General features: G+C 67.5%; 17 protein-coding genes. 10 read left to right on the top strand and 7 right to left on the bottom strand.

Annotated features, from left to right (window positions below; all coding sequences use genetic code 11):
* Positions 1–230: 230 nt before the first annotated feature.
* A complete protein-coding gene (locus AC2IR1_RS12790; RefSeq protein WP_486472353.1) occupies positions 231–2,639 on the bottom strand; it encodes a GcvT family protein in 2,409 nt (802 codons plus the stop codon).
* Positions 2,640–2,813: 174 nt separating this feature from the next.
* Between AC2IR1_RS12790 and AC2IR1_RS12785 the strand changes: the two genes are divergently transcribed.
* Complete coding sequence (locus AC2IR1_RS12785) at positions 2,814–3,986, top strand: DUF2254 domain-containing protein (protein ID WP_486472352.1); 1,173 nt, start codon at positions 2,814–2,816, stop codon at positions 3,984–3,986.
* An 88-nt stretch (positions 3,987–4,074) separates the two neighbouring features.
* On the opposite strand, the gene AC2IR1_RS12780 is transcribed toward AC2IR1_RS12785, so the two are convergent.
* The 4 genes from AC2IR1_RS12780 to AC2IR1_RS12765 form a co-directional block, all read right to left on the bottom strand.
* Entirely contained in the window at positions 4,075–5,412 is a 1,338-nt protein-coding gene (locus AC2IR1_RS12780; protein ID WP_486472351.1) for an HlyC/CorC family transporter, read from the bottom strand.
* A 148-nt stretch (positions 5,413–5,560) separates the two neighbouring features.
* Entirely contained in the window at positions 5,561–6,514 is a 954-nt protein-coding gene (locus AC2IR1_RS12775; RefSeq protein ID WP_486472350.1) for a tyrosine recombinase, read from the bottom strand.
* Between the two features lie 46 nt (positions 6,515–6,560).
* Complete coding sequence (locus AC2IR1_RS12770) at positions 6,561–8,258, bottom strand: hypothetical protein (protein ID WP_486472349.1); 1,698 nt, start codon at positions 8,256–8,258, stop codon at positions 6,561–6,563.
* Positions 8,248–8,397: a hypothetical protein gene (locus AC2IR1_RS12765; protein ID WP_486472348.1), complete on the bottom strand. Its 150-nt coding sequence runs from the start codon at positions 8,395–8,397 to the stop codon at positions 8,248–8,250. Before AC2IR1_RS12765 ends, AC2IR1_RS12770 begins: the two co-directional genes overlap by 11 nt.
* A gap of 84 nt (positions 8,398–8,481) precedes the next feature.
* Here AC2IR1_RS12765 and AC2IR1_RS12760 point away from each other — a divergent pair, with 84 nt between their 5' ends.
* From AC2IR1_RS12760 to AC2IR1_RS12735, 6 genes are all read left to right on the top strand, one after another.
* Positions 8,482–9,075 carry a shikimate kinase gene (locus AC2IR1_RS12760; protein WP_486476415.1) on the top strand — a complete coding sequence of 198 codons (594 nt, stop codon included), beginning with the start codon at positions 8,482–8,484 and terminating at the stop codon, positions 9,073–9,075.
* A gap of 2 nt (positions 9,076–9,077) precedes the next feature.
* Positions 9,078–10,223, top strand: coding sequence for a 3-dehydroquinate synthase (aroB, locus tag AC2IR1_RS12755; RefSeq protein WP_486472347.1), 1,146 nt, complete (start codon positions 9,078–9,080; stop codon positions 10,221–10,223).
* A 137-nt stretch (positions 10,224–10,360) separates the two neighbouring features.
* The gene (locus tag AC2IR1_RS12750; RefSeq protein WP_486472346.1) at positions 10,361–10,876 is read left to right on the top strand and encodes a DinB family protein; all 516 of its coding nucleotides are present in this window, start codon (positions 10,361–10,363) and stop codon (positions 10,874–10,876) included.
* A gap of 53 nt (positions 10,877–10,929) precedes the next feature.
* Positions 10,930–11,922 carry an acryloyl-CoA reductase gene (gene acuI, locus AC2IR1_RS12745; protein ID WP_486472345.1) on the top strand — a complete coding sequence of 331 codons (993 nt, stop codon included), beginning with the start codon at positions 10,930–10,932 and terminating at the stop codon, positions 11,920–11,922.
* Between the two features lie 359 nt (positions 11,923–12,281).
* On the top strand, positions 12,282–12,698 hold the full coding sequence (locus AC2IR1_RS12740; protein ID WP_486472344.1) for a universal stress protein: 417 nt from the start codon (positions 12,282–12,284) through the stop codon (positions 12,696–12,698).
* Positions 12,699–12,717: 19 nt separating this feature from the next.
* A complete protein-coding gene (locus AC2IR1_RS12735) occupies positions 12,718–14,352 on the top strand; it encodes a BCCT family transporter (RefSeq protein WP_486472343.1) in 1,635 nt (544 codons plus the stop codon).
* Positions 14,353–14,433: 81 nt separating this feature from the next.
* On the opposite strand, the gene AC2IR1_RS12730 is transcribed toward AC2IR1_RS12735, so the two are convergent.
* Positions 14,434–14,799 carry a SpoIIAA family protein gene (locus tag AC2IR1_RS12730; RefSeq protein ID WP_486472342.1) on the bottom strand — a complete coding sequence of 122 codons (366 nt, stop codon included), beginning with the start codon at positions 14,797–14,799 and terminating at the stop codon, positions 14,434–14,436.
* A gap of 181 nt (positions 14,800–14,980) precedes the next feature.
* Here AC2IR1_RS12730 and AC2IR1_RS12725 point away from each other — a divergent pair, with 181 nt between their 5' ends.
* The gene (locus AC2IR1_RS12725) at positions 14,981–15,799 is read left to right on the top strand and encodes a GNAT family N-acetyltransferase (RefSeq protein WP_486472341.1); all 819 of its coding nucleotides are present in this window, start codon (positions 14,981–14,983) and stop codon (positions 15,797–15,799) included.
* 71 nt (positions 15,800–15,870) lie between these two features.
* Here AC2IR1_RS12725 and tyrS read toward each other — a convergent pair whose 3' ends face one another.
* Complete coding sequence (tyrS, locus tag AC2IR1_RS12720) at positions 15,871–17,127, bottom strand: tyrosine--tRNA ligase (protein WP_486472340.1); 1,257 nt, start codon at positions 17,125–17,127, stop codon at positions 15,871–15,873.
* Between the two features lie 64 nt (positions 17,128–17,191).
* Between tyrS and AC2IR1_RS12715 the strand changes: the two genes are divergently transcribed.
* Positions 17,192–18,328 carry an anhydro-N-acetylmuramic acid kinase gene (locus AC2IR1_RS12715; RefSeq protein WP_486472339.1) on the top strand — a complete coding sequence of 379 codons (1,137 nt, stop codon included), beginning with the start codon at positions 17,192–17,194 and terminating at the stop codon, positions 18,326–18,328.
* Between the two features lie 109 nt (positions 18,329–18,437).
* Complete coding sequence (locus AC2IR1_RS12710) at positions 18,438–19,859, top strand: cryptochrome/photolyase family protein (RefSeq protein WP_486472338.1); 1,422 nt, start codon at positions 18,438–18,440, stop codon at positions 19,857–19,859.
* Positions 19,860–20,071: the final 212 nt, after the last annotated feature.

Here is a 20,071-nt window from a genome sequence, read left to right as displayed (position 1 = left end):
TGGGAAGGGAGGGGGCGCTGCCCCCCGTCTCCGTGCCGGAGCCTCCCCCCGGAGTATTTCTGGCCCAGTGAATGAGCGGCGCCAGTACCTACGGGGCGACCGCCCTCAGGACATGCGCGTGGGACGCGAGACAAGGTGAAGGACGGAGCCTGTTGTGGAATGGCCCGCTCTTTCACTGGGCGGAAAATACTCCCGCCGGAGGCACCCGACGGGAGATGCAGGCGGCGCGGTCAGCCGCGCATGCGGGCCGCGTCGGGATCGAAGCCCGTTTGTTCGATGGCCGTGGCGCGGCGCATCTGGCCCAGGATCTCTATTTCGACCTCGGTTCCCGGGGTGGCGTCGGCCGTGGGCAGGAAGCCCAGGGCGATGGACTGGCCCAGGTGGTGCGAGTAGCCTCCCGAGGTGCAGTAGCCCACGACCTCTCCGGCGAGCCAGATGGGTTCGTAGCCGTGGACGTCGCAGTCCTCCGCATCTACCACGAAGCCGATGAGCTTGCGGGTCGGCCCGGTCGCCCTGGCGGCTTCGGCGGCGGCACGGCCGATGAAGTCGTCGGGCTTGGACCAGGCGATGAAGCGGTCGAGGCCGGTTTCGGCGGGCGTGTAGTCGGGCGAGTATTCCCGGAGCCAGGAGCCGAAGAGCCGGTCGAGGCGCAGGGACATCATGGCGCGCATGCCGAATGGTTTCATGCCGAGGGGCGTGCCAGCTGCGGAGAGGGCGGACCAGAGCGCGCGTTGGGACATGGGATCGGTGTAGATCTCGAACCCGAGGTCGCCGGTGTAGCTGACCCGCTGGACGATGCAATCGGCCATGCCGACGGTCAGGCGGCGGACGTCGAGGAAGCGCATGTCGGAGATATCGGTGCGGGTGCAGGCCTGCAGCACCTCCCGCGCGCGGGGGCCAGCCACCTGGAAGCCGGTCGAGAGGTCGGAGATGTTGGTGACGGTCACGCCATCATCGAGGTTCTGCTGGAACCAGCGCAGGTGGTAGGCCTGGGCGCCGTAGGAGGCGGTGAGGCGGAACTCCGCCTCCGACAGGCAGGCGACGGTGAAATCGCCGATGATCTTGCCCGAGGGGGAGAGCATTGGGGTGAGGGAGATACGGCCCGGTTTCGGGATCCGACCGGCCATGATGCGGTCAAGCCAGGCGCGGGCGCCTGCGCCGGTGACCGCGTATTTGCCGAAGTTCTGGACCTCGTTGATGCCGACCGCCTCTCGCACCGCTGCCACTTCGCGCGCGGTGGCCGCGAAGGCGTTGGAACGGCGGGTGGAGGGGGTTTCGTAGCGGGGTTCATCCCCTGTCGCGAAGTAGTTGACCACTTCGAGACCGTATTGCTGGCCCCAGACCGCGCCCATGGCATCGAAGGTGTCGTACATCGGCGTGGTGCGGAAGGGGCGCGCGGCGGGCTTTTCCTCGTTCGGGTAGGAGACGGAGAAGCGGGTCCGGTAGTTCTCCATCACCTTGGGCAGGGTATAGCCGGGCGTGGTCCAGGTGCCGAAGCGGGCGACGTCGAGCGCGGTGGTGTCGCGTTCGCATTCGCCTTCTATCATCCATTGCGCCAGCATCAGGCCGACGCCGCCGCCCTGCGAAAAGCCTGCCATGACGGCACAGGCGGACCAGTAGTTGCGCAGGCCCGGTACGGGGCCGACCAGGGGGTTGCCGTCGGGAGCAAAGGTGAAGGGGCCGTGGATCACGCGCTTCAGCCCCGCCGTCTGCAGCACCGGGAAGCGGTTGTAGGCGAAGGTGATGCTGTCGCTGATCTTGTCGAGGTCGTCGGGCAGCAGTTCGTGGCCGAAGTCCCAGCGGGTGCCATCCACGGCCCAGGCGCGGGGCTTTTGTTCATAGAAGCCAATGCAGAGGCCGCGTCCCTCCTGCCGCAGGTAGCTTTCGCCCGCCGGGTCGACCACATGGGGGTGTTCGCTGTCGCGTTCATAGATTTCCGGAATGTCGTCGGTGACGATGTAGTGGTGCTCCATCGGCATCAGCGGCAGGTAGACGCCGGCCATGGCCGCGACTTCGCGCGCCCAGAGGCCGCCGGCGTTGACGACGTGTTCGGCGTGGATCGTGCCCTTGTCGGTCACCACGTCCCAGGTGCCGTCGGGGCGGGGATTGGTTTCCAGGACGCGGCAGTGGGTTTCGATGGTAGCGCCGCCGATGCGGGCGGCCTTTGCATAGGCATGGGTGGTGCCGGAGGGGTCGAGGTGGCCATCCAGCGGATCCCAGAGCGCGCCGATGATGCCGTCGACGTTGGTCACCGGGCAGCGCTTCTTGATCTCATCCGGGCCGATGATTTCCGTATGCAGCCCCATGTGGCGATGCTTGGCGCGTTCGGCCAGGAACATGTCGAAACGGTCCTGGGTGGCGGCCAGGGTCAGCCCGCCGGTCTGGTGCAGCCCGCAGGACATGCCGGTGATCTCCTCCAGCTCCCTGTAGAGGCCGATGGTGTAGCCCTGAAGCGCCGCCATGTTGGTGTCGCCGTTGAGGGTGTGGAAGCCGCCCGCCGCATGCCAGGAGGAGCCGGAGGTCAGTTCCGAGCGTTCCAGCAGCATGACATCCGACCAGCCGAGCTTGGTCAGGTGGTAGAGGACGGAGCAGCCGACAACGCCGCCCCCGATGACCGCGACTCTGGTGGTGGTTTGCATGGGGACCTCCTGTTGCCTCGGAAAAAGCCTGCGAAGGGGGCGGCTGGGCGGCTAGTCCTTCTGCGACAGGTGGTGTCGCATATGGACGGCTGCGCTTGTCGCGACCGCCTTTCCGCAGGTCTTTCCCCGGGGCGCTGCCGCTTTATCTATCGGTGATCTGACCCGGAGTGACCCATGCTGCCTTCCTTCCTGCGCAAACTGCACGAGATTTCCCGCCGCCTTGTGGTGCGGGTGATCCTGATCGCGCTTCTGGCCTTCCTCGCGCTCGGCCTGTCGAAGCTGGGCTCGCGCCTGATTCCGGAGGGGCTGGACCCGCTGGTGGGCGGTGAGGCGGTCGACAACATCCTGTCGATCATCGCCAATTCCATGCTGACGGTCACGACCTTCTCCCTCACCATCATGGCGGCGGCGCATCGGATGGTCAGCAACAGCTGGACGCCCCGGGCGCACCAGATGCTGCTGCAGGACACCACGACGCATACGGTGCTGGCGACCTTCGTGGGGGCCTACCTTTACGCGCTGTCGGCGATCATCCTGCGGGATATGGACGTGTTCCAGGGGCGGGAGCTTCTGGTGCTGTTCGGGATGACGCTGCTGGTTGTGGCGCTGATCGTGGTGGCCATCGTGCGGTGGATTTCGCACATGGAGATGCTGGGCAGCCTGATCAACACCGCGCAGCGGATAGAGGAGAGCACCGCCCAGGCGCTGAAGATGCGGGTCGAGGCGCCCTGCCTTGGGGCGCATCCCCTGGACCCCGCCGCGATACCGGACACGGCGGAGGTGCTTGCCGCGCCCACCAGCGGCTACCTGCAGGCTATCTACCAGGACCGGCTTCAGGCGGCGGCAGAGGATTGCGACGGGCGGATCTGGTTGCTGCACCCGGTGGGCCGTTACCTGCACCGGGGCGAACCGCTGGCCCGGATCGAGGGCAGCAAGGCGTTGCGGGATGCGGTGGGGGCGAATGTCACGCTGGGGTCGCTGCGCAATTTCGACCAGGATCCGGGGTTCGGCCTGACCTGCCTGGGCGAAATCGCGGTGCGGGCCCTGTCGCCGGGGATCAACGATCCGGGGACCGCGCTGGACATGCTGCACCGGATCACCCGGGTCCTGCTGGACGCCGATGCGAGTTTTGCCGCGCCGGAGGAGGCCCGTCACGACCGGCTGTACCTGCCGCCGATCGACACCGGCGAAATCGTGGAAGACTGCCTGGCCCCAATCCTGCGCGACGGGGCGGAACGATCCGAGCTGGCGAAACCGTTCGACCGGGCGCTTTCGGCGCTGACCCGGCATCCGGATGCCGGGATCGCCAGGGCGGCCACGGGGCTGCAACGCGAGCGCGAGGGCTGAGCAGATGCGGGGAGGGCAGGCGCGCCTGGGCGCTGCGCCGCCCCGGTGATGTGGATCAGGCCCGAATTAGGCCCCGGTCAGTCCCGGATCAGGCCGCGTCGAGGGGGCGGATCTTCAGCCGGGTCAGGCGGTTTTCCTTCCGGGCCGAGACCTCGAACCGGAAACCGTGGAAGGAGAAGACCTGTCCCACGGTCGGGATCGTCTGCGCTTCGTGGATGACGAGGCCGGCGATGGTATTGGCCTCCTCGTCCGGCAGGGTCCATTCCATGGCGCGGTTCAGGTCGCGGATCGTCATGGCCCCGTCCACCACATAGGCGCCGTCTTCGGTCCGCTTGACGGTGTGTTCCGCCGTGGCCGGATCGAATTCGTCGGTGATCTCTCCCACGATCTCTTCCAGGATGTCTTCGAGCGTCAGCAGGCCCTGCAGCACGCCGTATTCGTCGACCACCAGGGCGAAATGGGTGCGCATGTGCAGGAACTGCCGCATCTGTTCGTCCAGCGTGGTGGTGTCGGGGACGAAGTAGGGTGGCATCATCACGTCCGCGATCTTGAAATCCTTCAGCACGTCGGAGGGCGCACCGGCCTCTGTCGCGATGGAGTAGATGGCGCGGAACAGGTCCTTGGCGTGCAGGACGCCAATGATGTTCTCGTGGTCGCCTTCGTAGACAGGCAGGCGGGTATGGTTGGATTCCATGCACTGCGACAGGATCTTCTCGGGGCTGTCGGCGCCGTTGATCATCTCTATCCGCGAGCGGTGGAGCATGATTTCCTCCACCGTGCGATCGCCGAGGTCGAGCGCGCCCAGGATCCGGTCGCGGTCTTCCTTTTCGACAACCCCTTCGGAGTGGCCGAGATTGAGCGCGCCCGCGATTTCTTCGCGCACGGCGAGGATCTGGCTGTCCGGGTCGGTCTTCACGCCGAAGAGGCGCAGCACCATGCGGACGAGGAAGCGGACCATGCTGACGACGGGCGCGGCCACGGCGATCACCAGCGCGATCGGGCCGGACACCTTGGAGGCGGCGGTTTCGGCATTGGTGATGGCGTAGGTCTTGGGCAGGACTTCGGCGAAGATCAGCACCAGCAGGGTCATCACCAGCGTCGCCAGCGCCACGCCGCCATCGCCCAGCACCCGGGTGAAGAGCGAGGTGGTGAGCGAGGTCGCGAGGATGTTGACCAGGTTGTTGCCCAGCAGGACGGAGCCGATGAGGCGCTCGTTGTCCTCGGTGATGGCCAGCGCGCGTTCGGCGCCACGGCTGCCCTTGTCGGCCTGGGCGCGCAGTTTCCCGCGCGAGGCCGCCGTCAGCGCCGTTTCGGAGCCCGAGAAGAAGGCCGAGAAGACCAGCAGGCCGAGGATGGCCGCCGTGGTGAGCCAGAAGGCCGCGTCTAGGGCGGCGAGGCCGGTGGATGCTGCGCTTGCGTTGTCCATGAATGCTCCGTTGCGTCAGGGAGGTTATGGGCGCGGCGGGGCGCGGGATCAAGGGGAGGCGGCGGCGCGACGGCCAGCTGTGGCGCGGGAGCGCGGGGGGGGCTAAGTGTGCTTCGCGGGAGTTTTCTCGCGCTGTCGGGGTGCGGGGTCAGCTGTCGCCGGGATCGGTGCCGCGTGTCACCAGCGGGTGGTGTTGTTCGACGAGTTCGCGCAGGCGTTCGTCCAGCACGTGGGTGTAGATCTCGGTCGTGGCGAGGTCGGCATGGCCCAGCAGCGCCTGGATCGCCCGCAGGTCGGCGCCGTTCTGCAGCAGGTGGGTGGCGAAGGCATGGCGCAGGCGGTGCGGGGTTACCTTTTCCGGCGACACGCCCGCGGCCACCGCGATTTCCTTGATCAGCAGGTAGAAGCGGTGCCGGGTCAGGTGCCCGTCGGCGGAGCGCGAGGGGAAGAGGAAGCGCGACTCGGGCAGGCCTTTGGCGCGGGCCTCGGCCTCTGCCGCGTCGCGGGTCGCCAGCCAGTCGGCCAGGGCGGCGCGCGCGGGCGGCGAGAGCGGCACGAGGCGTTCCTTTCCGCCCTTGCCCATGATCAGCAGGACCTGCGGATCGCCCCGGGCCGCGGCGACGGGCAGGGAGACCAGTTCGCTGACCCGCATCCCCGTGGCATAGAGCACTTCGACCAGGCAGAGGTTGCGCAGGCGGTCCGCCTCTGTCCTGCCCTGTGTCGCGGCGGCGGCCAGCAGGCGCGAGACCTCCTCCACCTCCAGGATCTTGGGCAGGGCGCGGCTGCGACCCGGGCCACGGATCTGGATCGCGGGATTGTCGTCGCGCAGCCCCTCTTCGTAGGCGAAGCGGTAGATCTGGCGGATCGCGGAAAGGCGGCGGGCCCGGGTGGCGCGGGAAAAGCCCTGCGCGTCGCAATGGACCAGGTAGGCCTCTATGTCGCTGCGCGCGGCGCTGAGCCAGTCGCGCCCCTGGCCGGTCAGCCAGGCTTCGACATCCTTGAGGTCCCGCCCGTAGGCCAGCAGCGTGTTGCGCGCCGCGCCCGCCTCTGCCGCCTGGGCTTCGAGAAAGGCGGAGATCCAGTGGCTGCACCCGGCTGTCATTGCGCCTTCCTCATCGTGCTGGCCTCATAGTGCTGGCCTCATGGCGTCAGCCCCTGTCGTCGAGCAGCAGGATCTGCAGGGCAGCGGCGCGGGCGGTGTCTTCGAGCCCGATGGCACGGAAGGTGGCGAGCGCGGGGGCGCTGTCCTTCAGGTCGCCGGACATGGCGTAGGTATAGAGTTGCATCGCGCCCAGGATCGCCTCGCCCAGGCGGCCCTGGCGGATCAGGTCCTGCAGCCGGTCAGGCAGTTCTACATCGGCCGAGAACCCCTGGGAGACGATGCGGGCGCGGGAGGAGGGGGCCTCCACCGTGCCGGGTTCGCCGCGCGCGAGGGCCAGCAGGAAAGTTTCGGTCGCGTTATGGGCCGTCAGATCCTCCGCCAGGGTGGTGGCATCGGGCGAGAGCAGGACGGCCTGCATCGCGATGCGGGAGGCCGCGCCATTGCCAGAGGCATAGGGCAGCAGCCGCGCGCCGTAGAGCGCGGCAAAGGCGGTTTCCAGCCCCGCGCCGCGCATGGCGTCCCAGGCGGGGGGCAGGGTGTCGATGACATTCTGCGTCAGCGGGCGCGGCACGCCGATGGCGGCGTCAAAGGCCTGTACCGCCGCGACGCGGTCCCAGATCCCGCCGGAGGCAGAGGGCTGCCCGCCGGAATAAAGGCCCAGCAGCCGGTTTTCCGGCAGCGCACCGGAGCGGGAAAGACGCTCCGCCGCTTCCAGCGCGGCCTTCCAGCCGGCCCGCCCGCGCAGGTCGTAATAGGCATAGGCGCGCGGCAGGTCATTGGTGGGCAGCGGTTCGCCGATCGCCTCGGACAGGCGGAAGCGCAGCGGGGTGATATGGGCCGGGGGCGGCAGGGGCGCGGCCGTGTCATCCAGGTCGACATGCAGGAAGCGCGTCAGCAGCTGTTCGTCCGCCGGTTCCAGCGTGCCGATGGCGCTGGCGGTTTCCAGCAGCAGGGCCGCGGTCTGCCAGTCGCGATTGCGGGCCAGGCAGAAGATGCGCGCCGACTGGGAGGGCGCGATTTCGGGATCCGAGGCGATGCGGCGGCAGGGCTGGGTTTCGAGCCCGGCCAGCAGCGACAGGTCGAACCAGTCCGAGAAGAGCGCCGGGCTGCGGGTTTGCCCCGCCCGTTCGATGAGCGCCAGCGCCGGGTCCAGCGCGCCCAGGTCCGAAAGCTTGTCGATGCGGGCAAGCAGGAGCGGATCGTCCTGCTGCGCGCTGGTGCTTTCGGGGGGATCCGCTTCGGCCAGCAGGAGCGTGTATAGAAGTGCCTGCATCGCGGGCAGGCCCGCGACATCCAGGGTCGAGATCCGCTGGATCAGGGTCGCACTGTCGGAGCCCTGCCAGAGCGTCGTCGGCAGCCCGGTGACCGAGGCGGGCAAAAGCCCCACGGCGCCCGCATCGGAGGCGCTGAGTGTAAGCGTGCGCACCTCCGGCGCCAGGGCGCTTTCGGCGATGTCGGACGTGGCGTCCTCCTGCGGGGCGGTGATCCCCGCCTGGTTCAGCGCATCGAGCCAGTCGATGGCGCCTATGGGGCCGGAGGTGCCGCCGGTGGTGGCCTGCGCGCTGCCGGGGCGGCGGTCAGGCTGGGTCACCGGCAGGCTGGTAGCCATGCCGAACCTGTCGGTCGTCTGCATCTGCGAGATGCCGAAGGTCTGGGAAACCGCGAGCCCGGGCAGCAGGGCCAGGGAAAGGCCCAGCACCGATGCGCGGAAATGCGCCGGGCGGCGGAGGGCCCTAGCCGGCATCCAGCACCAGGGGCGTCCGGATCTCGTGCATGGGCGGCGCGAAGTCGGCGCCGAGCCAGGGGCCGACATAGGCGTATGCGACCAGGGCGATTCCGCCGAGGATAGCCAGGTAAAGCAGCCATTTGAGGATGCGGAGCATATTTCTGTCGTCCCGTTTGCCTGTCGTTTTGGCAACTTATAACTGGCCTTTTCCGCAAGATCACGTCATTCAGGCGCGAAAACGATCAAAAGGCAGTGCGACGCCGAAAGGCGGCACGAGCATGCGGGGGCAATGAGCTGGAAGCTTAAGAAAAGCGTGGTGATGGTCGGCATGATGGGCGCCGGGAAAACCGCCGTGGGCAAGGCCGTGGCGCAGATCCTGGGCGTTCCCTTCAGGGATTCCGACGCCGAGATCGAGGCTGCTGCGAACATGAGCATCGCGGAGATTTTCGCGCGCGACGGGGAGGCGTTCTTTCGCAAGAAGGAGAGCCAGGTGATCGCCCGCCTGCTGGAGGAGGATCCCGCGATCCTGTCCACCGGCGGCGGCGCCTACATGGCCGAGCCGAACCGGCGGATGATCACGGACCGTGGTGTCGCGCTGTGGATCGATGCGGACCTGGACATCCTGTGGAACCGCGTGCGCCATCGCGATACGCGGCCGCTGCTGAAGACGGCCGATCCCAAGGGGACGCTGACCCGTCTCTATGAAACGCGCGTGCCGGTCTACCGGCTGGCGGATCTTTCCGTGCAGGCCGACGCGCGCTATTCCGTGCAGGAGATGGCCGAAAAGGTCGTGGCCGCCCTGGCGGCCAGAGGAGACGTGCTGGAGGAAACCTGACGATGACGTCCGCCCCCGAGACCCTGCCCGAGATCGCGCCCGAGACCCTGACGGTCGCCCTGGGTGCGCGCAGCTACGACATCGTGATCGGCCCCGGCCTGATCGCCGAAGCGGGTGCCCGCATCGCGCCTTTGCTGCGGCGTCCGCGCGTGGCAGTGCTGACCGACGAAAACGTCGCGGCCCTGCACCTGAAGGCGCTTCGGGACGGGCTGGCGGGCGCGGGGATCGAGATGGTGTCCCTGACCCTGCCGGCGGGCGAGGCGACGAAATCCTGGCCGCATTTCACCCGTGCGGTGGAATGGCTGCTGGAGCAGAAGGTCGAACGCTCCGACGTGGTCGTGGCCTTCGGCGGCGGGGTGATCGGCGACCTGGCGGGCTTTGCCGCCTCGGTCCTGCGGCGCGGCGTGCGCTTCGTGCAGATCCCGACGAGCCTTTTGGCGCAGGTCGACAGTTCGGTCGGGGGCAAGACCGGGATCAACAGCCAGCACGGCAAGAACCTGGTCGGTGCCTTCCATCAGCCGTCGCTGGTGCTGGCGGATACGGCGATCCTGGGGAGCTTGCAACCGCGCGATTTCCTGGCCGGTTACGGCGAGGTGGTGAAATACGGCCTGCTGGGCGACCTGCTGTTCTTCGAATGGCTGGAGGCCATGGGCCCGAAGCTGGCCGCGGGCGACATGCATGCGCGGGTCATGGCGGTCAAGCGCGCCTGCGAGATGAAGGCGGAGATCGTGGCGCGGGACGAGACGGAGCAGGGCGACCGTGCGCTGCTGAACCTGGGCCATACCTTCGGGCATGCGCTGGAATCCGCCACGGGCTATTCCGACCGGCTGCTGCATGGCGAAGGGGTGGCCATCGGCTGTGCCCTGGCGTTCGAGCTGTCGTCGAAACTGGGCCAGTGTTCGCAGGAAGCGCCGAGCCGTGTGCGCGCGCATCTGCGCGAGATGGGCATGAAGGTGGACCTGCGCGACATCGAGGGCGAGCTGCCCGATGCCGAAGGGCTGCTGGCGCTGATGGCACAGGACAAGAAGGTCGTCGACGGCAAGCTGCGGTTCATCCTGGCGCGTGGCATCGGGGAGGCCTTCGTGACCTCCGACGTGCCCGGTGACGTGGTGCGCCGTGTCCTGGAAGAGGCGCTGTCGCTGCGCTGATCGGCACAGGACTGCTCTGGGGTTGGTCGGACCGGGCGCCCGAGCAATTGACCCGAGCATTTGGCCCAACCATCTGACGGTCTTGCATTTCCCCGCCGTGCGCGATGTTATCGCGCCGTGACGAGGAAAGGCCGCAGATGATCACCCCCGCCTATTGCCTGACCATGGCCCGCTACAACGCGTGGCAGAACAAGCAGATGACCGCCGCCATGGCGCAGCTGGATGCGGCCGCGCTGACCCAGGATCGCGGGGCCTTCTTCGGGTCGATTTTGGGCACGGCGAACCATGTCCTGTGGGCCGATGCGCTGTGGATGTCGCGCCTGGGCGATGCGCCGGCGCCGGCGGTTTCGGGGCCGGACAGCGTGCGGTTCATGCCGACCTTCGCCGCCTGGCAGGCGGAGCGCTACCGGACCGATGCCCGGCTGATCCTCTGGGCCGAGAAACTGCGCGCGCTGGACCTGACGGGGGATCTGACCTGGACCGCGGTGCTGAGCGGGAAGACCTCCCGCCGGCCGATGAGCCAGGTGGTGACCCATATCTTCAATCACCAGACCCATCACCGGGGCCAGATCCACGCGATGCTGACCGCGGCCGGGGTGGAGACGGAGGATACCGACCTTATCTTGATGCCGGAGGAGGGGCCCTGGCTGTAACCGGCCCGGGCCCGGACAGGTGCGCGCGAGAGACCGAGAAAGGGAGAGAAGAGATGTTCAAGACGTTGATGATGGAAAAGGAGGGCGACGGCGATGCCGTTGCCGCCATCCGCGAGATCTCCGAGGCGGACCTGCCGGAGGGAGAGGTCCTGGTCGCGGTGGAATATTCCACGGTGAACTACAAGGACGGGCTGTGCCTGTCGCCCAAGGGCGGCGGGCTGGTGCGGAACTATCCGCATGTGCCCGGCATCGACATGGCCGGCACGGTCGAGGCGAGCGATGATCCCCGCTATGCCCCCGGGGACAAGGTTGTCCTGACCGGCTGGCGTGTCGGAGAGGCCTTCTGGGGCGGCTATGCGCAGAAGGCCCGGGTGAAGGCCGACTGGCTGGTGCCGCTGCCCGAGGGGCTGACCCCGCGCCAGGCGATGGCCGTGGGCACCGCGGGCTTCACCGCGATGCTGGCGGTGATGGCGCTGGAAGACCACGGGCTGAGCCCCGCGAAGGGAGAGGTCCTGGTGACGGGCGCCGCAGGTGGCGTCGGCTCCGTCGCCACGGCGATCCTGGGGCACCTGGGCTACGAGGTTGCCGCGGTGACCGGACGTCCCGAAACGGCAGATTACCTGACGGACCTGGGCGCCACCCGCATCGTCGCGCGTGAGGAGCTGAACGAGACGGTGAAGCGGCCGCTGGAAAGCGAGACCTGGGCCGGCTGCGTCGATGCCGTGGGTGGAGAGATGCTGGCCCGGGTGCTGGGGCAGATGAAATACGGTGCCTCGGTTTCCGCCGTGGGCCTGGCGGGAGGGGCCAAGCTTCCGGCGACGGTCATTCCCTTCCTGCTGCGCGGGGTGAACCTTTTGGGGATCGACAGCGTGATGCAGCCCTACGAAAACCGCCTGCGTGCCTGGAAACGGGTCGCGACCGATCTGCCCATGGCCAAGCTGGAAGAGATGATCCGGCCCGCCACGCTGGAGGATCTGCCCGGACTTGGAGCCGATATCCTGGCCGGGAAGGTGAAGGGCAGGGTGGTCGTCGACCTGTCTGCCTGAGGCACCCGGCTGCGCGTGATCTTGCCAGGCACGCCGCCAGAGACACCATAGGGACCGGCCCATGCCCGGTCCCTTTTCTTTCCCGCCCCATTTTCCTGGCCAGCATTGGGTGTGCCAGCGCGCGGCAGGGACCTCAATTCACCCCATGCGTGTGAAAATGCCACTTCGCGACAGGTCTTTTGTCGCTTTTGGGCAAAAATTGGCGTTCACTGCCTAGGCAAAGTTTCGCGCAGACCTACCCTTCAACCAGGCCCCCGCAAGAGGGGCCCGGAAACCTGCGCGCCCCAGCTGCGGCATGCCGCGCGATCACCGGATCGCGGGAAGGCCAGAGGGGGCGGCGCGACGGAAAGGAGGCGTGAATGTTCACGAAGATCATGGTCCCTGTGGACCTGACCCATGCCGACAGGCTCTCCCGCTCGCTGGAGGTTGCGGCCTCTCTCGCGTCTGCATGGCAGGCGGAGGTCGTCTATGTCGGCGTCACCTCGGCCCTGCCCGGATCCATCGCCCATACGGTCGACGAGTACCGAGAGAAGCTGGCGAAATTCGCCGCGGACCAATCCGCAAGCCACGGGTGCCCCGCGACATCCCATGTCATGATCGAGCATGACCCCTCGGTCGAGATCGACCATGCGCTGCTGAAAGCGGTCGAGGAGACGGGCGCCGATCTTGTCGTCATGGCGAGCCATATTCCCAACATCACCGATTACGTCTGGCCGTCCAACGGCGGGCGCGTGGCGGGCCATGCCAAGGTCTCCGTCATGATCGTGCGCAGCTGAACGGAAGAAGGAGAAACACATGAGCGATACCGACGACCAGGGAATTCCCGCGCCGGAAGGCGCCGCAGAGGTCATCGATACCGAATACGAGATCGGACAGGACAATATCGACGGCAGTATCGGGCCCTTCGGCTTCGACATCCATAACCCCGTCTTCCTGATCTCGGGCGTGGCCATCGTGGCCTTCGTCTTCTACACGCTGGTCCTGCCCGAGCAGGCGGGCACGCTGTTCAGCTGGCTGTTCGACAGCGTCACCAAGGGCTTCGACTGGTTCTTCCTGTCGGCCGGCAACATCTTCGTGCTGTTCTGCCTGCTGCTGATCGTGACCCCGCTGGGGGCGGTCCGGCTGGGCGGGGCGGATGCGACGCCCGACTACGGCTATGTCGGCTGGTTCGCGATGCTCTTTGCCGCCGGCATGGGCATCGGCCTGATGTTCTATGGCGTGTCCGAACCGATGAGCCACTTTTCCAGCTCCCTCGGCGGGACCTCCGTCGAAGACGGCATGCGCACCGACTGGGCCCCGCTGGGGGCTGCGGCCGGTGACGAGCAGGCGGCGATCCGGCTGGGCATGGCCGCGACGATCTTCCACTGGGGGCTGCACCCCTGGGCGATCTATGCCGTGGTGGCGCTGGCGCTTGCGCTCTTCAGCTACAACAAGGGTCTTCCGCTGACGATCCGCTCGGCCTTCTACCCGATCCTGGGCGAACGCGTCTGGGGCTGGTGGGGCCATGCCATCGACATCCTGGCGGTCTTCGCCACGCTCTTCGGGCTGGCGACATCGCTGGGCTTCGGCGCGACCCAGGCCAATGCAGGTCTGAACGAGCTCTTCGGGATCCCGATCAGCGACACGGTGGAAGTGCTGCTGATCACCGGGATCACGGCCATCGCGCTGGTCTCGGTCCTGCGGGGTCTTGATGGCGGGGTGAAGCTCCTGTCGGAGATCAACATGGGGCTGGCCTTCGTGCTGCTGGTCTTCGTGCTGCTCGCCGGGCACACCCTGGCGATCCTGACGGGCTTTGCCGACTACCTGCTGGCCTATATCGAATACCTGCCGGCGCTGTCGAACCCGGTGGGCCGCGAGGACGTGAACTTCATGCAGGGCTGGACCAGCTTCTACTGGGCCTGGTGGATTTCCTGGAGCCCCTTCGTGGGCATGTTCATCGCCCGCGTCAGCCGCGGTCGGACCGTGCGGGAGTTCATCATCTGCGTGTTGCTGATCCCCTCGCTGGTCTGCGTGCTGTGGATGTCGGTCTTCGGTGGCGTGGCCATCCAGCAGGTCGTGCAGGACGGCTATACCGCCGCGCAGGACGCCGATCTGCCGCTGCAGCTGTTCAAGATGCTGGATCACCTGCCGCTCACGGGGATCACTTCCCTCGTGGGGATCGTCCTGGTGATCGTGTTCTTCGTCACCTCCTCTGACAGTGGGTCGCTGGTGATCGACACGATCACGGCGGGCGGCAAGGTCGATGCGCCGGTGCCGCAGCGAGTCTTCTGGTGCGTCTTCGAAGGCGCGGTGGCCATCGTGCTGCTGCTGTCGGCCGGTGGGCTCTCCAGCCTGCAGTCCATGGTGATTTCCACCGGGCTGCCCTTCACCATCGTGTTGTTGCTGATGTGCTTTGCCATCTGGCGCGGCCTGCAGGCCGAACGGAACTGATCCTTCGCGATAGAACAGGAAAGGGCCCCGGTTTCGGGGCCCTTTTCGTGTCTGCAGGTCTGTCATGACTGCTGAACGGTGTCAGTCGTCTTCCAGAAGCCAGCTGTTGGCGGCGCCCATGGCGTCATTGCCGAAGACCCGGACCGGAACCGGAATGGCCCAGGAAAAGGCATGCACCATGGCCGAGAGCCAGGGTTCATCCGTTACGACCGCGACGCGGGCGATGTCGGACATATGCAGAAGGCCCACCTTCGTGTCCTGCCACATCGCGGCGGCAGAGAAGGTTTCGAACTCCGGCCCGAATTCGTAGAGCATGCGGATGGGGCCGTTGACGCAGGCGGCCTCGATCGCGGGCACGAGGCGTTCGGTATAATCCGCCTCGGTCACCTCTCCGGCGGCGCTGGCCACCAGCAGGGCCTTTTCGGCATCGTAGCGGGTTTCGATCATCGGATCCTCCTTTCCGGGGCGGGCTTTCCGGGGCGGGGCCGAAGTGGCGCCCACCCGAGTCGTCCGGGCCCAGCGGACACCCGACGGCGGCGTACTGCAAGAGCCGACGTCCAGGGGGATGCAACTTGACCGGGATCCGCCGGATTGCGAGGGTCGGCAGACCCAGCCGGAAGGACACCCCATGCCCCCTGAATTTCGAACCGCGCGTGCCGAGGATCTGGCCATGATGGCCGATTGGGCCGCGGCGGAGGGATGGAACCCCGGGCTGCAGGACGCGGGACCGTTCCATGCCGCCGATCCCGGCGGCTTCTTCCTGGCAGAGGTCGCGGGCCGCCCCGTCGCCTGTATTTCCGTGGTGAACCATGATGCGGGCATGGCCTTTCTGGGGTTCTACATCTGCGATCCGGACTGGCGCGGGAAGGGGATCGGCAAGGCGCTGTGGGATCATGCGCTGGCCCATGCGGGCGGGCGTGTCGTGGGCCTGGATGGCGTGGCGGCGCAGGAGGCGAACTATGCCCTGTCGGGCTTCGTGCGCGCGGGGGCCTCGCGCCGGTTCACCGGGCCGCTGGACGCAGAGGCGGCCCAAGGCGTGCGCGCCGTGACGGCAGAGGATCTGCCGCAGGTGCTGGCGCTGGATGCGGCGGCCTGCGGATACCGGCGGGACGCCTTCCTTGCGGCCTGGGTCGCCCCGGCGGAGACGCGGCGGACGGTCATGGACGCCTCGGGTGGGGTCGCGACGATCCGGCGGTGCCGGACGGGCGTGAAGATCGGGCCGATCCTGGCCGGTGATCCGGAGCAGGCGATGCGCCTGGCCCGGGCCGCCCTGGCGGAGCTGCCTTCGGAAGAGGTTTTCATCGATACGGCGCCGGGCAGCCCGCTGGCGCGCCATCTGGAAGGGCTGGGCTGGGAGGAGACCTTTGCCACCGCCCGGATGTATCGTGGTGCCGCGCCCCAAGGTGACGGGCGCCTGATGGCGATTGCCTCGATGGAGCTTGGCTAAAACGAAAAGGGGCCCCGCAGGGCCCCTTCGGATTCGGATGTGACCGAGATCAGTCGGCGATCAGTCGGCGATCAGTCGGCCAGCTTGACCAGCGCGTGGCGCTTCTTCCCGGCGGAAAGTTTCACCGGGGAGGACAGGGCCGCCGCATCCAGCATGAGGCCCGCATCGGTCAGCGGCGCGTCGTCGATCCGGGCGCCGTTGTCGGCGATCAGGCGCTTGGCCTCCTTGCCGGTCTTGGCAAGCCCCGTGCGCACGATCAGCTGGGCCACGGAAATTCCGCCGCCCACTTCTTCGGCCGTCAGTTCCAGCGTCGGAAGGTCATCGCCCACGCCGCCCTTCTCGAAGACTTCGCGCGCGGTGGCCTCTGCCGCCTTTGCCGCGTCGGCGCCGTGCAGCAGGGTCGTGACCTCGTTGGCCAGGATGATCTTGGCCGCGTTGATCTCGGACCCGCCGAGGGCACCGAGACGCTCGCATTCCTCTACCGGCAGCTCGGTATAGAGCTTGGCGAAGCGGCCCACGTCGGCATCGGTGGTGTTGCGCCAGAACTGCCAGAACTCGTAGGGCGAACGCATGTCGGCGTTCAGCCAGACCGCGCCATCCTGCGACTTGCCCATCTTCTTGCCGTCCGAGGTGGTCAGCAGGGGCGAGGTCAGGCCGAAGACCTGGTTGTCGATCACCCGGCGGGTCAGGTCGATGCCGTTGACGATGTTGCCCCATTGGTCCGAACCGCCGAACTGGATCAGGCAGCCGTAGCGCCGGTTCAGCTCCAGGAAGTCGTAGGCCTGCAGGATCATGTAGTTGAATTCCAGGAAGGACAGCGATTGTTCGCGGTCCAGGCGGGATTTCACGCTTTCGAACGACAGCATCCGGTTGACCGAGAAGTACCGCCCGATGTCACGCAGGAAGTCGAGGTAGTTCAGTTCATCCAGCCATTCGGCGTTATTCAGCATCAGCGCCGCGTTGTCGGCCCCGCTGTCGTAGTCGATGTAGGCCGAGAAGACCTTGCGGATGCCGGCGATGTTGTCGTCGATCTGCGCCGGTGTCAGCAGCGGGCGTTCGTCGGCCCGGAAGGAAGGATCGCCCACCTTTGTCGTGCCGCCGCCCATCAGGGTGATCGGCTTGTGACCCGTCTTCTGCAGCCAGCGCAGCATCATGATCTGGATGAGGGACCCGACGTGCAGCGATTTCGCCGTCGCGTCGAAGCCGATATAGCCGGGCACGATCCCCTTCACCAGCGCCTCGTCCAGGCCCTGGTAATCCGTGCAGTCGGCCACGAAGCCGCGCTGCTGCATCACGTTGATGAAGTCGGATTTGGGGGTGTAGGTCATCACTCTTGTCCGTATCAGGGTTGCGCGGCACTCTATAGTGCCGGTGGGGGCAGAGGGAAAGACCATGTCGAAGCGTACAAGGGAGTTGCGGCCACTTCGTGTCCTGGGGGCCATGTCGGGCACCTCGTTGGACGGGGTGGATGCGGCGGTGCTGGAAACCGACGGGGCGCGGGTGCTGGGCTTCGGCCCTGCCGCCTACAGGCCCTACAGCCCTGAGGAGCGCCGGGTGATCGCGGCGGCCTTCGGCCTTTGGCCCGGGGCGGAGCCGGATCCGAGGATTGCCGCGGCAGAGGATGTCGTGCTGAGCGCCCATGCGGAGCTGCTGGCGCAGTTCGAAGAGGTCGACCTGGTGGGGTTTCACGGCCAGACCCTGGCCCATGAACCGCGCGGCCGGGGCACCTTCCAGGCCGGGCACGGGGCGGCGCTGGCCAACAGGCTGGGCTGGCCCGTGGTCTGGGATTTCCGCAGCGCGGATGTGGCGCTTGGCGGGGAAGGCGCGCCGCTGGCCCCATTCTATCACCACGCGCTGGCGCGGCAGATGGGCGTCGCGGCCCCGGTCGCCTTCCTGAACCTCGGCGGTGTCGGTAACCTGACCTGGGCCGACCCGCGCATCGCCGCGCCCGAGGCAGCCGGGGCGCTGCTGTCCTTCGACACCGGGCCTGCCAATGCGCCGGTCAATGACCTGATGCAGGATCGCCGGGGCGAGGCCTTTGACCGTGACGGGGCGCTTGCCGCCACCGGGACCGTGGCCGAAGGCGCGCTGGAGCTTTTCCTCGCGGATCCCTATTTCTCAAGAATGCCGCCGAAGTCCCTGGATCGGAACGATTTCCCCGCGATGGTGGAGCTGGTGCGCGAACTGCCCGATGCAGATGCCGCCGCGACCCTGACGGCGATGTGTGCCGCCGCCGTCATGCGCGGGATGGAGCATCTTCCCGAACCGCCCGCGCGCCTTCTGGTGACCGGCGGCGGGCGCCTCAACCCGGTGCTGATGGAGATGCTGCAGGTGTCGCTGGACTGTCCGGTGGTCCCGGTGGAGGACGCAGGCTTTGACGGGGACATGCTGGAAGCCCAGGCCTTTGCCTACCTCGCGGCGCGGGTTTTCCAGGGGCTGCCGACCTCTTGCGAGGGCACGACCGGCGTGCGGATGGCGGTCGGCGGAGGAGAGATTTCGCGGCCCGTGCGGCGGGCGTTGGCGCCCTGAGCTGATTTGCCCGGAAATCTGCCCAACAATGCGCCCGGAAATTCTAGTGGCCTGAGTGATCCAACCGGGGGCCGCGCTACGTATCGTCTTGCAAAGACGAGGAAGACCGATGACTGCACCCACCCTGATCTGGTTTCGCCGTGACCTGAGGACGAGCGATCACGAGGCGCTGGCCGCCGCCGTGGCCCGGGGCGGGCCGGTGATCCCGGTGGTGATCCGGGACGGGAGCGTGACCGGGCTGGGCGCGGCGCCTGCGCTGCGGCTGGAGATGGCGCTGGAGGCGCTGGCGCGGGGGCTGGAGGACAGGGGGGCGCGGCTGATCCTGCGCAGCGGTGATGCGCTGGACGTGTTGCGCGCCCTGGTGAAGGAAACCGGCGCCGGGGCGGTCTACTGGCAACGGCTTTACGATCCGCAGGCGATCGAGCGGGACAAGGCGGTCAAGGCCGGGCTGAAGGAGGACGGGATCGAGGCGCGCAGCTTTGCCGGGCACGTGCTGTTCGAACCCTGGGATGTGGCGACCGGGCAGGGCGGGCCCTACCGGGTCTATTCCCCCTACTGGCGGGCCGTGCGCGGGCGCGATGTGCCGCCCGCCATCGCCGCCCCGCAGGAGATCGCGGCCCCAGATACCTGGCCCGAGAGCGAGGTGCTGACCGACTGGGCCCTGTCGGCGCCGATGCGGCGCGGGCGGGACGTCGTTCGCGGCCATGTCGCCGCAGGCGAGGCGGAGGCGCAGCAGGCGCTTGCAACCTTCATGCGCTACCGGGTTGAGGGCTATGGCGCGCAGCGGGATCTGCCGGCGGTCGAGGGCACCTCCGACCTGTCGCATTATCTGACGGTGGGGGAGATCTCCCCGCGCCAGTGCTGGCACGCGGGGCGCCGCGCGATGGAGGAAGGCAAGGCGGGGGCGGAGACCTTCCTGAAGGAACTGGTCTGGCGCGAGTTCGCCTATCACCTGATGTACCACATGCCGCAGATGCTGGACCGGAACTGGCGCGAGGAATGGGATGACTTCCCCTGGTCGGAGGACGAGGACAGGCCGGAGGTGCTGGCCTGGAAGCAGGGACGCACGGGGATCGCGTTCGTCGATGCCGCCATGCGGGAGCTTTTCGTGACGGGGCGGATGCACAACAGGGCACGGATGATCGTGGCCTCCTACCTGACCAAGCACATGCTGGTGCACTGGCGTGTCGGGCAGAAGTGGTTCGAGGATTGCCTTGTCGACTGGGATCCGGCCTCCAATGCCATGGGCTGGCAATGGGTCGCGGGCTGTGGCCCGGATGCAGCTCCCTACTTCCGGATCTTCAACCCCGACACCCAGGCAGAGAAGTTCGACAAGCAGGCCGCCTACCGCCGGCGCTGGCTGGCAGAGGGGCAGAGGAGCCCGGGGGAGGATGCGCTGAGCTTCTTCGAGGCGGCACCGCTGAGCTGGAACCTGTCGCCCGATGATCCCCGGCCTGCGCCGGTGTCGGACCTGAAGGCGGGCCGGGAAAGGGCGCTGGCGGTCTACAAGGATCTGAAGGCTGAGGCCTGATCGGCCATGACGGGTCACCGGGGCCTGTCCTGCTGCTGAACTGGCAAGCGCCCCGCGTGCCGGAGCAGAAGTTGCGCGGCTGAGGTCGAACATCAGCTTTGGTAATTATTGGATTATTTTGAAGTGGTTGCAGGCGCTTCCTCATGTTTCTGTGGTGGGAGGGGGCCCGCGGGGTACCTACGGGGGTCCTTGCCTTGCCCGTGCCGAAAATG

It is taken from the genome of Pseudooceanicola sp. NS-SX8 (assembly GCF_057380755.1).
Note: the sequence above shows the minus strand (reverse complement) of the source record. Positions and strands in the feature narration are given on the sequence as shown.

Bases quoted from the DNA above. Each gene is read 5' to 3' on its own strand.
- AC2IR1_RS12775 (WP_486472350.1), bottom strand. From the start codon at position 6,514: ATGACAGCCGGGTGCAGCCACTGGATCTCCGCCTTTCTCGAAGCCCAG.
- AC2IR1_RS12750 (WP_486472346.1), top strand. From the start codon at position 10,361: ATGATCACCCCCGCCTATTGCCTGACCATGGCCCGCTACAACGCGTGG.
- AC2IR1_RS12785 (WP_486472352.1), top strand. From the start codon at position 2,814: ATGCTGCCTTCCTTCCTGCGCAAACTGCACGAGATTTCCCGCCGCCTT.
- AC2IR1_RS12780 (WP_486472351.1), bottom strand. From the start codon at position 5,412: ATGGACAACGCAAGCGCAGCATCCACCGGCCTCGCCGCCCTAGACGCG.
- tyrS (WP_486472340.1), bottom strand. From the start codon at position 17,127: ATGACCTACACCCCCAAATCCGACTTCATCAACGTGATGCAGCAGCGC.
- AC2IR1_RS12710 (WP_486472338.1), top strand. From the start codon at position 18,438: ATGACTGCACCCACCCTGATCTGGTTTCGCCGTGACCTGAGGACGAGC.
- AC2IR1_RS12790 (WP_486472353.1), bottom strand. From the start codon at position 2,639: ATGCAAACCACCACCAGAGTCGCGGTCATCGGGGGCGGCGTTGTCGGC.
- AC2IR1_RS12735 (WP_486472343.1), top strand. From the start codon at position 12,718: ATGAGCGATACCGACGACCAGGGAATTCCCGCGCCGGAAGGCGCCGCA.
- AC2IR1_RS12740 (WP_486472344.1), top strand. From the start codon at position 12,282: ATGTTCACGAAGATCATGGTCCCTGTGGACCTGACCCATGCCGACAGG.
- AC2IR1_RS12715 (WP_486472339.1), top strand. From the start codon at position 17,192: ATGTCGAAGCGTACAAGGGAGTTGCGGCCACTTCGTGTCCTGGGGGCC.
- AC2IR1_RS12725 (WP_486472341.1), top strand. From the start codon at position 14,981: ATGCCCCCTGAATTTCGAACCGCGCGTGCCGAGGATCTGGCCATGATG.
- acuI (WP_486472345.1), top strand. From the start codon at position 10,930: ATGTTCAAGACGTTGATGATGGAAAAGGAGGGCGACGGCGATGCCGTT.
- AC2IR1_RS12770 (WP_486472349.1), bottom strand. From the start codon at position 8,258: ATGCCGGCTAGGGCCCTCCGCCGCCCGGCGCATTTCCGCGCATCGGTG.
- AC2IR1_RS12730 (WP_486472342.1), bottom strand. From the start codon at position 14,799: ATGATCGAAACCCGCTACGATGCCGAAAAGGCCCTGCTGGTGGCCAGC.
- aroB (WP_486472347.1), top strand. From the start codon at position 9,078: ATGACGTCCGCCCCCGAGACCCTGCCCGAGATCGCGCCCGAGACCCTG.
- AC2IR1_RS12765 (WP_486472348.1), bottom strand. From the start codon at position 8,397: ATGCTCCGCATCCTCAAATGGCTGCTTTACCTGGCTATCCTCGGCGGA.